This is a genomic window from Bacillus sp. FS02 (assembly GCF_024398395.1).
GTDB classification, from domain to species: domain Bacteria; phylum Bacillota; class Bacilli; order Bacillales; family Bacillaceae; genus Bacillus; species Bacillus altitudinis.
On the sequence record NZ_CP074101.1, the window covers coordinates 3,477,294 to 3,491,744 of the forward strand.

Genomic DNA, 14,451 nt, shown 5'->3' on the forward strand with positions numbered 1-14,451 from the left:
AAACCGAGAATGTATGTACATTTTCTTTATTTTAAAGGTTCATTGTTCGTAAAGCAAACATTTGATTCGACTTTTTCTGCCCAAGTTTGACTTTTTTCAAAAATTCCGCTGAATTCACATTTATCCTGTCTTCATGTATTCTATATGAATGAAGAGATTGTATACCGGCTGTAGGAGGAAATCGTAATGGAACTGCTCTTTTTAGGAACAGGTGCAGGCATTCCTGCAAAAACAAGAAACGTCACTTGCACTGCGCTGAAGCTTTTAGAAGAGAGAAAAGCCGTGTGGCTTTTTGATTGCGGAGAAGCGACGCAGCATCAAATATTACATACAACGATTAAACCAAGAAAAATTGAGAAGATCTTTATCACGCATATGCACGGTGATCATGTATATGGTCTCCCAGGTCTGCTTGGCAGCAGGTCCTTTCAAGGCGGAGAGGATAAATTGACGATATATGGTCCAAGCGGCATTAAAGCTTTTGTAAACGCGGCACTTTCAGCGACGCAAACGCATTTGACTTATCCGCTGCATATCATAGAAATAGAGGAAGGGATCGTTTTTGAAGATGATACCTTTCAAGTAGAAGCAAAACGAGTGTCTCATGGGATCCCAGCTTACGGTTATCGGGTCGTGGAAAAAGATGTACCCGGTGCACTAAAAGCCGAAGACCTAAAAAAAATCGGTGTAAAACCTGGACCTTTGTATCAGAAGTTGAAAAATGGGGAAACCGTTACACTCGAAGATGGAAGAATGATTGATGGAACCGATTATTTGGAACCCCCTAAAAAAGGGAGAATCGTTGCATTTTCAGGAGATACCCGTTTGTGCGAGAATATAACAAGGCTTGCCAAGAATGCGGATGTGTTAGTCCATGAAGCAACATTTGGGAAAGAAGATGCAGAACTAGCCTATAATTATTATCACAGTACGACAGAACAGGCAGCAAAAACAGCGCAGGAAGCAGGCGCAAAAAGACTGATTTTGACTCATATTAGTGCACGGTACCAAGGGGAAGAGTCAATGAAACAATTACTCAAAGAAGCCCGCGATATATTCCCGCTGACTGAAGCTGCACATGATTTCTTTTCTTTTCCTATTGACCGTACCCTGTAAAAATTGGATGAATCGTCAAAAATAGTTGTGTGATTTTTTTGATATTTATGATGACGCTCTTTTTCAGGTAGTGGTAAAATGGTGAAGAAAAAACAAATGACGAATTACACTATGAAGAATACGGGAGGCACAATCAAAGATGAGCGGTTTTACAGCGTTAAGTGAAGCAGAATTAAATGACCTATATGCAGCACGACAAAAAGAGTATGAAACGTACAAAAGTAAAAACTTACACTTAGACATGTCTAGAGGGAAACCTTCACCAAAACAGCTCGATTTATCTATGGGCATGCTCGATGTCGTGACATCAAAGGATGCAATGACAGCTGAGGATGGTACAGATGTGCGAAACTATGGCGGCTTGACAGGCCTTCCTGAAACAAAGAATTTTTTTGCAAGTGTGCTCAATCTGAAGCCAGAACAAATCATCATTGGCGGTAATTCTAGCCTAAATATGATGCATGACACAATTGCCCGTGCCATGACTCACGGCGTATATGGCAGCAAAACACCTTGGGGCAAGCTTCCAAAGGTAAAATTCCTAGCACCAAGCCCAGGGTATGATCGTCATTTTGCCATTTGTGAGCATTTTAACATAGAGATGATTACGGTAGATATGAAGTCGGATGGACCTGACATGGATCAGGTAGAAAAATTGGTTGCAGAAGATGAAGCCATCAAAGGGATTTGGTGTGTACCGAAATATAGCAACCCTGACGGCATTACGTATTCAGATGAGGTTGTCGACCGTCTTGCTTCCATGCAGACAAAAGCAGACGACTTCCGTATTTTTTGGGATGATGCCTATGCAGTCCACCATCTAACAGATACGCCTGATACGTTAAAAGATATTTTTCAAGCAGTAGACAAAGCAGGACATGCAAACCGTGTGTTTATGTTCGCCTCTACTTCTAAAATTACGTTCCCAGGCTCGGGTGTTGCACTGATGGCATCTAGTCAGGACAACGTCAGCTTTATTCAAAAACAGTTATCAGTTCAAACCATTGGGCCAGATAAAATCAATCAATTAAGACACCTTCGTTTCTTCAAGAATCCAGAAGGATTGAAGGAACATATGAAAAAGCATGCAGCGATTATTAAGCCGAAATTTGACCTCGTTCTTTCGATCCTTGATGAAAAGCTTGGTGGAACAGGCATCGCTGAGTGGCACAAACCAAATGGCGGATATTTTATTAGCTTAAATACACTCGATCATTGTGCAAAAGCTGTTGTGCAAAAAGCGAAAGAAGCCGGTGTGACACTAACAGGTGCAGGGGCGACATATCCTTATGGAAACGACCCGCTTGATCGTAACATCCGTATTGCGCCAACGTTCCCAACGCTTGAAGAACTAGAGCAGGCGATTGACATCTTTACGTTATGCGTTCAGCTTGTCAGCATTGAAAAGCTGCTGTCTGAGAAAAGTCAATCAGCACCAACGGTATAATGAAAAAACTCCTTGACTGATGTCCGGTCAAGGAGTTTTTGTTTTTAGTTGGCTGTTTGATAATAAGTGGCAGGCTGTTTTGCTGCACACCATACATCATAAATCGCAAGCTGCACAATATGTGGTTCATCGTGATGAATATAGTGCGAGCTGTTCTGCGCCTGAATCCATCCGCTTTGGGATGACAATGTGAGCATTCGTTTATGAAGCCTGAGCCAAGCTTCATGTGCTGGATGAAACAAGCGGCTTTTGCCTGATGAAATGACAAGAAGGGGCATCATCCCATAATGCGTTTGCTCCTCTTTGGTCGTACGCAGCATTTGCTCAAAGTCCTCATGTGTACATTCTGCTGTGAACTGCGTCATATATGAAGTGCGTTCTTCCTTTGATAAGAGCGGCAGAATGACCTGCTCTTGCTCCTCACTTGCTGGGTCTAGAAGGACCATACCGATAACATCTTCTTTTCTGCGGCTTGCCCATAAGCGGCTGACAAGAGAGCCAAATGAGTGCGCCACAATGAGAAATGGCGGCTGAATATTGGCTTGATGTAAGAGTGTATCTAAATCATCCGCAAGATCATGCAAAGTTCTTCCTTCTTTGCTTTCGCTGCTTTTTCCATTGCCTAAACGGTCATATAAGAAAACACCAAGCTCTGGGTCAATATCACGAGCGATATTCGCCCACGTATCGCCTGAAATTCCATATCCTGCTTCAAAAATAATGGTGGCTTCCTTTTTCCCTTGACGATGCCTTGTATAAAAGTGATGTCCATCTATATGATACGTTCTTTCAATCAATGCCGAGTTCATTCTTCCATCTCCTCTAAGTGGTTCTTTAGCTAAAAGACGGCACAAAAGGCAAAGATGTTTCTCTTAAAAACAAAAAAGATGCCTATTTCAAAAAATAGACACCTTTTTGCTTAAAGATGTTACCAAGCACGATCGTATTGGCGCGGGCTTTCGATGGATGTACGAAGCTCTTTAGCGGCTGTTTTTGGGAAATACGGATCCCGTAAAAATTCTCTGCCGATAAAGATCAAGTCAGCACGCTGATTTTGTAAAATTTCTTCGGCCTGTATACCAGATGTGATCATACCGACAGCGGCTGTTTGGATGCCGGCACCTTCTCTTATTTTCTCAGCAAAGGTGACTTGGTAGCCGGGGAATGTGTTAATACTGGCTTGCACCACAGCACCTGAGCTCACATCAATTAGATCGACTCCTTGCTCTTTCAGCCATGCGGCAATGCCAATATAATCTGCAATATCTAGTCCTTTTGTTGTGTAATCAGAAGCGGATACACGGACAAATAATGGTCCATCCCACACTTCATTGACTGCATCAACCACTTCTCTCAAGAAGCGATAACGATTTTCTGGTGAACCGCCATATTCATCTGTCCGGTGATTGGCAAGCGGTGAGAGAAATTCGTTAATCAAATAGCCATGCGCACCATGAATCTCAATGATGTCAAATCCAGCTTTCTTGGCGCGGACAGCGGCATCTTGAAACGCCTGAACTGTGTCTTTTATTTGATCGATAGACATCTCAAGAGGTGTTTTAGATTGCTCGTCAAATGGAATGCTGGATGGAGCAAGAATGTCACCATCTAGCTCAGCCTTGCGTCCTGCATGGGCTAGCTGGATGGCCGTTTTTGTTCCGTACGCTTTGATTTGTTCGTTTAATGAGGCAAACCCTTCAATGTGCTCATCACTCCAAATTCCGAGGTCCTGATCACTAATTCTTCCCTCAGGTGAAACAGCACTTGCCTCGACCATAATTAATCCGGCCTGACCTTGCGCACGGGAAATATAATGTGCAAAGTGGAAAGGCTGTAATTTTCCATCACGGTCATAGGATGAATACATACACATCGGGGACATGACGATGCGGTTTTTGAGTGTGACACCTTTTAATGTCCAAGGTGAAAAAAGCTTTGTTTCCAATTACCTTCGCCTCCTCATAGAATGGTATAGCCGATTATAACAGCCATTCAAACATTCGTCATAAAAGGTGCTCAAACCATATAGCTTTTGAACATGATTTTGTATAATGAAAGATATGGACATCAAAGGGGGATAAACGGATGAAATGGCAAACGGAAAGTGAACTAAAGGAGCTACTCACAGCTCTTATGCAGTATGAAAGCATATCTGGTACAACGGGAGAAGTCGCATTAGCGGAATATTTATATTACTTGCTGAGGGAGCGTCCATATTTTGAGCAGCATCCTGATCACTTGGCTTTGCATCCAATGAAAGATGGCCGGTATTTTTTAACGGCACTTGTCAAACGAAGTACGCTGCCACGTACTGTTTTACTCCTCAGTCATTTTGATGTCGTCGATACAGAGGATTACGGAGAATTTCAAAATATGGCGTGTAAGCCCGAAGAGTTAATGGCGTCCTTTTCTCAAAAAAGTGCACTTCTTCCAAAAAGGGCAAGAGAGGATTTAGCTTCAGGTGACTGGCTGTTTGGACGAGGGTCCATGGATATGAAAGCAGGCCTGACTGTCCAGCTTTCCATGCTAGAAAGAGCGATGGCGGGGAGGTTTGAAGGAAATATTCTGCTCGTCACAGTGCCAGATGAAGAAGTGAATTCACAGGGAATGCTGGAGGCTGTTCCGAAACTAAAGGAGCTCAAGCAGAAGTATGACCTTGAGTATACCGCGTGTTTAAACAGTGAGCCGATGTTTGAAAAGTATCCCGGGGATGCGCACCAATACATCTATACAGGTAGTATAGGGAAGGTACTTGCGGGATTTTTCTGCAAAGGAATTGAAACACATGTAGGTGAGCCCTTCTCAGGATTAAATGCAAATTTTATGGTATCTGAATTAAACAGGCTGTTAGAACTGAATAGTGATTATTGTGAGGAAGTAGATGGTGAAGTGACACCGCCTCCGACCAATTTGATGCAAAAGGATTTGAAAGAAGCTTACTCTGTTCAAACGCCTCACACGGCTGTTTCTTTATTTAATGTGCTGATGATGAACCGCTCTAGTGAAGAGCTTCACGGGCTCCTCTATGAAACTGCGAAACAAGCAGCAGCCCAAATCGAAGCCAATCTCAAACAGAAAACCGCTGCATTTCAACGCTTTAAACATTTTACACCCATCGATACAAACATCACGGTGTTAACGTATCATGAGCTGTACGAAAAAGCTGCTGAACGATCCGGCAAGCAGGAGGTCGAGCGAATTGTCAACTACGCCTTTGCCAACCGGGGTGAGCTAGGGGATCGTGATTTTTCAACCAAAATTGTATCAGAACTGACGACCCTTTGTAAGGAAGATGGAGCACTGATTGTGTTGTTTTATAGTCCGCCATTTTACCCATCTGTTTCTTCAACAAGCGATCTGCATATTCAAAAGACCTTAAAGAAGATTCAAAGAGAAGCAAAAGAGATCTATGGAATCGAAGTAGAAGAAGTCAAATATTTTCCTGGTTTATCTGATTTAAGCTACTTACAGCTTGAAAATCAAGATATAGACGATTATACAGCCAACATGCCGCTATACCAAAAAGGCTACTCGTTACCACAAGGAGAAAAAGAAGCTCTTAACGTTCCTGTCATCAACGTTGGTCCATTAGGAAAGGATGCGCACAAATGGACAGAACGGCTGCATGTCCCATTCTCTTTTGGCGTTTTGCCGTCGCTCTTACAATCAACAATTCATGCTTTATTAGAAAAGAATTAAGTGAAAGCTCTATCGTCATGATAGGGCTTTTCTTGATATCAATCACCTTCTGTCTAAAGAAATAGAGTATGATATAGAATAATACTTACATATATTTGAAGGGGGATTGTGAGAGTGAAAACAGGAGTACTAACAAAAACAGAGATCATGAGATCACTTCATGAGAGTTTGCGTAAGCTTGAGGAGTTAGTATGGACATGTGATGAGGCTACATTAGATGAATCTTTTGGGGAAGGCAAGTGGTCGATTAAACAAATTGTTGGACATTTGTATGATACAGAAGAAGTCTGGTCAGAGCGGATAGAGCAGGCAATATCAAATGAGCACACGCTTTTCGCATCATATGATCCAGAGATATATGTGAAGGGAAGAGCTTATGAAACGTATACCGCACAAGAGGTCAGTGCATTGATCGAGCGCTTAAAAGTGAGCAGAAACAAAACACTACAGCGATTAGAAAAGGATACATGGGATTTTTCAGGTCTCCATCCTGAAGAAGGGATGATGACAGTCCAAATTTTAGCTGAAACCATTGCTTTACATGAAATTCATCACCTCGATCAAATCAAAGCCATCATGTCCATGAGAGCATCGAGTGATAGATGAAAAGCACCTGTCATCAAGGCAGGTGCTTTTCTCACTCACTTACTTATACGTACTCGCTGAAAACATGTCGTTTAATTCTGCTGCGCGTTTTGTCGCTGTTTTCACACAATCGACAATCGCTTCTTCAAATTGATAGGAAGCAAGGGTATTAAGTCCTGCTTCTGTCGTTCCACCTTCGCTCGTAATTTCTTTGCGCAATTCAGCAGGTTCCTTACCGCTATCCTGAAGCATATTTGCAGCGCCTGCAATCATTTGACAAATGAGCAATTTCGCTGTCTCTTGGTCCATCCCAAGTTCCGATGCACCTCGCTCCATTCCTTCAATCAAATGATAAATAAAGGCAGGACCGCTGCCGGCAATGGCTGTGACCGCATTCAGCTGTGATTCATCTAAAACCGTCACATGACCGATCGTTTCAAACAGCTGAACTGCTTTTTCCTTTTGCGCCTCTGTGACTTCATCACTGACAGCAATGCCAGTAGCTGATTGTTGTATGGCCGCTGATGTATTTGGCATGGCACGAACCACCGCCGTTTTTGCGCCAGCATAATGCTGAATGGTTTCAATAGAAATGCCCGCTAAAATAGAAATAATCAGCTGTCCATTTAAATGGGGCCTTACTTCAGAAATGCCACTTTCCGCATCTTTTGGTTTTAAAGCAAACACCAGCATATCGGCTTCTTCATAAATAAAGGAACGAGCGAAATCTGTTTTGACTCCATAACGTGCATGTAATTCTTCTAATCGTTTTTCATTTGTTTTATTTGTGACAATGATATCTTCATTTGACATAATGCCGCTCTTTAAAAGACCTTTAATCATAGACTCGGCCATTGAGCCTGCACCAATAAATCCAATTTTACTCATAAGCTGCTCCTCCTTGTAGAAAATAAAAAAACCTCTCGTCTGCAAAGGACGAAAGGTTTTTCGCGGTACCACCCTCAATTAGCATGCAATCATACATACTCAGCTCTAGTCCCTTAACGCGGGAAACGTTTAGGTTTGCCTAACAGCTCAAAGGGCAGGTTCAGCAAATAAGAGGATGGTGAAGTCTTACAGCCGGCGGACCTCACTCTCTTGCATCATTATTTTGCTTACTAATCCTTGTCATCGCGCATCTTATATTTGTTGTTCATTATGCAACGATGGACAAGTTTGTGTCAATAGGGAGAGATAAAAAAATTGACCATCTAAACCGCATGACAGTCTGCCCTTTGCAAGATACAATGAATAAAGAAGAGTGAGTTCAGATGATCTATGAGACAAAAATCAGGAGATGACGTTTAAAAGTGAAAGAAGAAATGATTCAATTATCCATCCCCACACCGTTTGCGGTTGGGGATGTCCATGCATATGTATTAAAAGGCGATGCCGTGACCTTAGTCGATTGCGGACCGATGACACAAGAGGCGCAGCATGCCTTTGTCACGCAATTAAAGGAACATCATTTATCAATAGATGATATTGATCAAGTGGTTTTGACACATCATCATGCAGATCATGTCGGTCTTTTAGATCTGATGAAACCTCATGTCCGTGTCATCGGACACGAGTTGAATGAGCCCTATATTAGTCAGGATGCAGCGTTTAAACAGCGTCAAATCCATTTTATGAATGATTTTTTTCAGCAGTTAGGTGTCCCACTTCGTCAAGGTGAGTGTGAAAGAATGGTGAGGCAGTCCTATACATATTCATGTACGGCACATGTCGATGACGTCATAAAAGAAGGTGATCGTTTGAAGGGACATGAGCATTTCCAAGTGCTGGAGACCCCAGGACATGCACAATCTCATCTTTCTTTTTTAGATGAAACAACAGGGAATTTCATCGGCGGTGATCTGCTGCTTACGACCATTTCTTCCAATCCGTTAATGGAAGCACCGGTGAAAGGAACAGAACGTCAAAAATCGCTGCTTCAATATAAAGCATCACTCAAGCGTTTATTGCATTTGCCCATTCAGACGATTTATCCAGGGCATGGCCAGCTCATTACCTCTCATCACGAATTGATCGAAGAAAGATTTAAAAAACAGGAAAAACGGGCAAATACGATGTATCAGCTGCTTCAACGAAAGGAAATGACCGCCTTTCATCTTTGTCGCACCTTATTTCCAGGCCTGTATGAAGAAGCATTATTTCTGACAATGTCTGAGACAGTCGGGCAGCTTGATGTGCTTTTAGCGGCTGGACATATTGAAGAAGTGCAAAAAGACGGAACCCTCTACTATCGAGCAATTGAAGGAGTGAAATAAATGGGGCGACTAACAGGAAAGAGAATATGGATTACAGGTGCTTCAGGCGGTATTGGTGAAAAGATGGCGTACTTGGCAGCAGCCGAAGGAGCAGAAATCATTGTGTCGGCAAGACGAATTGAAAAGCTCACAGGTGTAAAAGAAAAGATTATAAGTGCTGGCGGCGTATGTCACATCGTTCAGCTTGATGTCAGTCAGCTTGAGGACATTGATCAAGCCTATCAACAAGTGGGTGCTGTTGATATTTTGGTGAACAATGCCGGCTTTGGTGTGTTCGATCTCGTCGAGGACGCATCCATTGAGGAAATGGTGTCGATGTTTGAGGTCAATGTCTTTGGTTTAATTGCCTGCACAAAAAAGGTCCTTCCTGAGATGAAACAAAGAGGGAAGGGACATATTATCAATATTGCGTCACAGGCAGGCAAAATTGCCACCCCTAAATCCGCCATCTATTCCGCATCAAAGCATGCGGTTCTCGGATTTTCAAACAGCCTCAGAATGGAGCTGGCAGACAGCGGAATTCATGTCACAACCGTCAATCCAGGACCGATTGCCACAGACTTCTTTACCATTGCAGACCGCAGTGGTGAATATGTGAAAAATGTTGATTTTATGATGCTCAGTGCTGACAAGGTAGCAGGGAAGGTCGTATCCGCCATGATGACGAAAAAAAGAGAGATTAATTTACCAGGATGGATGAATGCTGGCAGTAAGTTGTATCAATTATTCCCGTTTTTATTTGAAAAAGCAGCACGTAAAGCGATGATGAAAAAATAACAAAAAAAGAAACCGGTCACAGGCTGGTTTCTTTTTTTGTTTGATGGGGCTTAATATTGGTGACGCCAAAGACATTGCCATCAACATCTTCAAAGCTAAAACCGCCTAAGTCTGGGTCAGCTAATATTTGAATATCCGATACAGTCACTTCATGCTCGCTTAAATACTGGTGAAAGTTTTTTAAATCCTTCACAAATAAATCGATCATACTATGCCGAACTCCTGTAAAAGAGTTCATAAAGTAGATTCGTTTCTCGTGTTTTGTTTTGACGAGATAAAAAGAAGGTCCCTCGCCATGAGTAAAAGTGAGCATGGCGGCTTCTTCTGATTGATGTAGAACGATCATCTCTAAAATCTGTTCATACCAAGAGACAGCCCGGGGGATATTAGTCACAGGAATTTCAATAGTAGCAATTTGTTGAATGGTCAATGGCTTCACTCCTTTTTCTATATTCGTCTTGCCGCTTGCTGAAGTGGGTCCCATACACTGTTAAAAGGAGGGGCATAGCTAATATCTAAATCTTCAAGGTCTGTCACAGTCAGCCCTTGATAAAGAGCAGTTGCCATGACATCAATTCGTTTATCAACACCTTCTTTACCGATGATTTGTGCGCCAAGCAAGGTGTGATCATCGCTTCTGTAAATCAGTTTCACTTTCATCTTCTCTGCATTTGGGTAATATCCAGCGTGGTCAGTGCTGTCGATGGTGATGGTGGAGAAAGGAAGGCCCGCGTCTTTTGCTTCTTTCTCTGATAAACCTGTTCGCCCTGCTGTCACGTCCATAAATTTCATCACCGCTGTGCCGGTTACACCTTGAAACGCACGGTTTGTTCCTGTCATATGAAAGCCTGCGATTCTTCCTTGTTTATTTGCTGTCGTACCGAGCGGAATATAGTCCAGTTCCTTTTTGATACGGTGGTAGGTTGCTGCGCAGTCACCCGCCGCATAGATATCTTGTACATTGGTCTGCATGTATTCATTCACAACAATTGCACCATTTTGAAGTCGCTGAATTCCTGTGCTGTCTAAAAAGGATGTTTGCGGAGTGACGCCAACGGCAATGATGACCATATCTGTTTCAATGGTCTGTTTGTCTGTTTGAACAGCTGTTACATGTCTCTTGCCCTTTAACTTTTGCACTGTTTCACCAAGTACTACTTGAATGCCTTGATTGTCCGCTTCTTCTTTCAGATATTTTGCCATATCGGGATCAAAGCCTGGGCCAAGTGTTGCACCCCGCTGAATGATATGAACGTCTTTGCCTAGCCCTTTTAAATTTTCTGCCATTTCTAAACCGATATATCCTCCGCCGATAATCGTGATATGTGTGACGTCTTTTTTTAGATTGTCTAAAATAGACAGCGCATGCGGGATTGTTTTTAATACGTGGACACCTTCTAATGAATGGCTGTCTAGATCAAGTGTGACGGGGCTTGCTCCTGTCGCAATTAACAGGCGGTCATACGTTTCTGTAAAGGGTTCTTTTGTTTTAGAATGAATACCCGATACTGTTTTTTGCTCCGGGTCAATTGAGATCACTTCGTGTAAGCATCTGGCATCAATTCCGTATTTGTCACGAAAAGTGTCAGCGCTGCGTGCGATGAGTTTTCTGTGATGATCAATGAGACCGCCGATCAAGTAGGGGAGTCCGCACTGTCCATATGAGAAAATCTCTCCTTTTTCAAAAGCTACAATTTGCGCGTCTGGATCCTCTCTATATATTTGCATAGCGCAGCTCATTCCTGCTGCATCTCCGCCAATCATCACATATTTCATTTGGTGTGCTCCCTTCTATCTATCAAACTGAATACTCTTATTTACCCTCATTTTCCTTTATTTAATGCTTTTTTTTCGCAAAAGAAGCAAACTTTCGTTGAAAAATAAAGACAGCGCCTTCATTTTAAGCTACAATCGGATTATCGTCTTTTTGGTTATGAGTTTAGTTTAGATTGGTGGGAAAGACTTTGGGTGACGAACGACTAGATTTTAATACATTATATACACGCCATACGAGAGAGGCATGGGCCGCTCTTGGAGAATATATGCCGGTATCTGTTTCAGAAGAAGAAGTGAGAGCACTTCAAGGATTAAACGACTACTTATCGCTAGAAGAAGTTCGAGATATTTACATACCGCTTATTCGGTTTCTGACATTACATGTCTTTGCAGAAAAACAAAAAAATCAGCATGTCAATGCTTTTTTAAACTACCCGCATCATGCGAAAATCCCTTTTTTAATTGGGATTGCAGGAAGTGTGGCCGTCGGAAAAAGCACGACAGCACGTATTATTGAAACGCTTTTATCTAGGCTTGGAGATGGGCTGAAGGTGAGTCTCGTAACAACGGACGGCTTTTTGTATCCTCAAAAAGAGTTAAAAGATCGGGGGCTGATGGAAAAGAAAGGCTTCCCGGAAAGCTATGATGTTAAAGCGCTACTTTCGTTTTTAAATGAATTAAAATCAGGGAAACAAACTGTGCATGCACCTGTATATTCACATCTGACCTATGACCGTCTTGAAGGGGTGTATGAAACAGTAGAAGATGCAGATATTGTCATCATTGAAGGGATCAATGTGTTGCAATCACCGGCACTGGATGATCTGAAGGATGAGCCGCGCGTGTTTGTATCAGATTACTTCGATTTTTCGATTTATGTAGATGCCGCTGAGACGCAAATTCAATGCTGGTATAAAGAACGGTTCCGTTTGCTGCGGGAAACAGCCTTCCAAGACCCTGAATCCTTCTTTCATCAATACAAAGATTTGACGGATGAAGAAGCAGATCAGATGGCAAGCACGATTTGGAATACAGTGAACCGGCCAAATTTATATGAAAATATTTTGCCGACAAAATATAGAGCCGATTTGATTTTAAAAAAAGGCGATCAGCATAAGGTGGAAGAGATCGCCATCCGCAGGGTATAAAGAAAACCGCTCAATTGAGAGCGGTTTTAGATTGTTGACAAAGGGCTAAAATGAACTTTATTTTAGCCCTTTGTCTTCTTTTCAGCGTGATAGAAAACCTTTGAAGTCTAGGAAGGACAGCTACTTTTACGGAGCGAATTTGACATTCGTGAGTACCAGCGCGCAGGACTGACAAAGAATGCGAGGGTTTGTCTACACGCTGAAACCGCTCAATTGAGAGCGGTTTTTTAATGACCTCCTCTTACTTTCACAGCCACGGCAGCCGCCGTTCGTTTTTTTAGGCGGTAGTATCCGATGAATAAAAATGGAACGCCTGCAGCGGTGACAATCGCCAAGACTGAAAAAATAGAAAGGGGATGGGCTGCGCCAAATAAGTCAATACACAATCCTCCGACAAACGGTCCGACGACGCTGCCGAGCTGAGAAAACCCCATTGCGCCGAAGTATGACCCTTTCACTTCAGGTTTTGCAATATTGTCTACAAACAGATCCATCATCGCAAAGAGCAGCACTTCACCAATCGTAAACACGACAATGATGAAAGCAAGCGTACCGAGACTTTGTGAAAAAGCAATGGCAAACAAACTGCCTGCTAGAAGCACGTTCCCAGTCGTTAACGACAAAATCGTTGAATAGCGCTTAGCGATCATAATCAGCGGGTACTGAACGACAATGACAACCACTGCGTTTAAGGATAAAAGATACCCAAACAGTTTAGGGCCATCCTCAATCATAGGGGATGCCGATAAATATTGAGGCAGTGTTGAGCTTAGGTGTGAATAGCCAAATGAACATAAAGTAACGCCAATGAGGATGATGCTAAAGACCGTATCTTTCTGAATAATGGAAAGAGCTTTTTTAACGCCGATTTGTTTGGTGCTTTCTGGAGCAGCCACTGGGTGCTTTTGAAATTGCCATGCCAGCGTTAACCCGTACAACAAGTAAATGAGGGCAGCGACGAGAAATGGAAAAGTCGTTTTTGATGACCCGAGATATAAGCCAAGCAGCGGGCCGAAAATGACACCAATGTTAATGGCCGTATACCGTAAGTTAAAGACAAACAACCGAATGCTCGATGGGGTGACATCGGATAAGAGTGCTTTAGACGTTGGTTCAAACAGCGCCCGGCACAGTCCATTTAAAGCATTCATAAAAAAGAAGACCCAAATGGCATCTGCAAACGCAAAGCCAACAAAGACAAGTGTCCAGCCAAAGATGGATAAAAGCATGACCTTTTTTCTGCCGATTCGGTCGGAAACATAGCCGCCGTAAAAACTCGCAACAATCCCAATAAGAGAGCTGACGGCAATGATCAATCCAGCTGAAGAGGCTGAGGCGCCTTTGACTTGTGTCAAATAAACGGCTAAAAAGGGAATGCTCATGGATGTCGCCATTCGGCCAAATATCGTGCCGATGATGATCGTCCAACTAAGTGGATGTAAAGTGCGTAAGTTATTTTTCATGCTGTGTTTCCCCTGAGTTTGTAAGATGTTCCAATCATACATGAAAAATTGTGCAAATTAAATACACAATTTGATGGAGGAGTCATCCGTCAAATGACAGAGAAGCTTGAACCGTTCCGTTCATTCGAAGAGCATATGCCTCGTTTTCAAGGTTTTAAGCCTTGATG

At 42.6% G+C, this 14,451-nt stretch carries 13 protein-coding genes and 1 other annotated feature; of the genes, 7 read left to right on the forward strand and 6 right to left on the reverse strand.

The window, feature by feature from the left end:
• Positions 1 to 186 precede the first annotated feature (186 nt).
• Positions 187 to 1,116, forward strand: a complete 930-nt coding sequence (gene rnz, locus KFQ09_RS17890; RefSeq protein WP_035702824.1) for a ribonuclease Z — start codon at positions 187 to 189, stop codon at positions 1,114 to 1,116.
• Between the two features lie 139 nt (positions 1,117 to 1,255).
• Complete coding sequence (locus KFQ09_RS17895) at positions 1,256 to 2,563, forward strand: aspartate aminotransferase type Ic (protein WP_035702826.1); 1,308 nt, start codon at positions 1,256 to 1,258, stop codon at positions 2,561 to 2,563.
• A gap of 44 nt (positions 2,564 to 2,607) precedes the next feature.
• Here KFQ09_RS17895 and KFQ09_RS17900 read toward each other — a convergent pair whose 3' ends face one another.
• Together KFQ09_RS17900 and namA are read right to left on the reverse strand one after the other, a co-directional pair.
• Positions 2,608 to 3,372, reverse strand: coding sequence for an alpha/beta fold hydrolase (locus KFQ09_RS17900; protein ID WP_046343924.1), 765 nt, complete (start codon positions 3,370 to 3,372; stop codon positions 2,608 to 2,610).
• A 119-nt stretch (positions 3,373 to 3,491) separates the two neighbouring features.
• Positions 3,492 to 4,508, reverse strand: a complete 1,017-nt coding sequence (namA, locus tag KFQ09_RS17905) for an NADPH dehydrogenase NamA (RefSeq protein ID WP_017367553.1) — start codon at positions 4,506 to 4,508, stop codon at positions 3,492 to 3,494.
• Between the two features lie 140 nt (positions 4,509 to 4,648).
• On the opposite strand from namA, the gene KFQ09_RS17910 reads away from it, so the two are divergent.
• Together KFQ09_RS17910 and KFQ09_RS17915 are read left to right on the forward strand one after the other, a co-directional pair.
• Positions 4,649 to 6,262 (forward strand): M20/M25/M40 family metallo-hydrolase, encoded by a 1,614-nt coding sequence (locus tag KFQ09_RS17910; protein ID WP_060832425.1) that lies wholly within the window; start codon positions 4,649 to 4,651, stop codon positions 6,260 to 6,262.
• A gap of 114 nt (positions 6,263 to 6,376) precedes the next feature.
• Positions 6,377 to 6,868 carry a DinB family protein gene (locus KFQ09_RS17915; RefSeq protein ID WP_050827378.1) on the forward strand — a complete coding sequence of 164 codons (492 nt, stop codon included), beginning with the start codon at positions 6,377 to 6,379 and terminating at the stop codon, positions 6,866 to 6,868.
• 39 nt (positions 6,869 to 6,907) lie between these two features.
• Here KFQ09_RS17915 and proC read toward each other — a convergent pair whose 3' ends face one another.
• Entirely contained in the window at positions 6,908 to 7,735 is an 828-nt protein-coding gene (gene proC, locus KFQ09_RS17920) for a pyrroline-5-carboxylate reductase (protein WP_008342285.1), read from the reverse strand.
• A gap of 41 nt (positions 7,736 to 7,776) precedes the next feature.
• Positions 7,777 to 7,988: a binding site (T-box leader), on the reverse strand.
• Between the two features lie 169 nt (positions 7,989 to 8,157).
• Between proC and KFQ09_RS17925 the strand changes: the two genes are divergently transcribed.
• Together KFQ09_RS17925 and KFQ09_RS17930 are read left to right on the forward strand one after the other, a co-directional pair.
• The gene (locus KFQ09_RS17925; RefSeq protein WP_041091953.1) at positions 8,158 to 9,120 is read left to right on the forward strand and encodes an MBL fold metallo-hydrolase; all 963 of its coding nucleotides are present in this window, start codon (positions 8,158 to 8,160) and stop codon (positions 9,118 to 9,120) included.
• The gene (locus tag KFQ09_RS17930) at positions 9,121 to 9,897 is read left to right on the forward strand and encodes an SDR family NAD(P)-dependent oxidoreductase (RefSeq protein ID WP_007501086.1); all 777 of its coding nucleotides are present in this window, start codon (positions 9,121 to 9,123) and stop codon (positions 9,895 to 9,897) included.
• A 16-nt stretch (positions 9,898 to 9,913) separates the two neighbouring features.
• Here KFQ09_RS17930 and KFQ09_RS17935 read toward each other — a convergent pair whose 3' ends face one another.
• Together KFQ09_RS17935 and KFQ09_RS17940 are read right to left on the reverse strand one after the other, a co-directional pair.
• Positions 9,914 to 10,336 (reverse strand): VOC family protein, encoded by a 423-nt coding sequence (locus tag KFQ09_RS17935; protein WP_230680581.1) that lies wholly within the window; start codon positions 10,334 to 10,336, stop codon positions 9,914 to 9,916.
• A gap of 8 nt (positions 10,337 to 10,344) precedes the next feature.
• On the reverse strand, positions 10,345 to 11,673 hold the full coding sequence (locus KFQ09_RS17940) for a CoA-disulfide reductase (protein WP_255835862.1): 1,329 nt from the start codon (positions 11,671 to 11,673) through the stop codon (positions 10,345 to 10,347).
• A gap of 188 nt (positions 11,674 to 11,861) precedes the next feature.
• Between KFQ09_RS17940 and coaA the strand changes: the two genes are divergently transcribed.
• Complete coding sequence (coaA, locus tag KFQ09_RS17945; protein ID WP_008342294.1) at positions 11,862 to 12,821, forward strand: type I pantothenate kinase; 960 nt, start codon at positions 11,862 to 11,864, stop codon at positions 12,819 to 12,821.
• Positions 12,822 to 13,048: 227 nt separating this feature from the next.
• On the opposite strand, the gene KFQ09_RS17950 is transcribed toward coaA, so the two are convergent.
• Complete coding sequence (locus KFQ09_RS17950) at positions 13,049 to 14,284, reverse strand: MDR family MFS transporter (protein WP_046343919.1); 1,236 nt, start codon at positions 14,282 to 14,284, stop codon at positions 13,049 to 13,051.
• Positions 14,285 to 14,451: the final 167 nt, after the last annotated feature.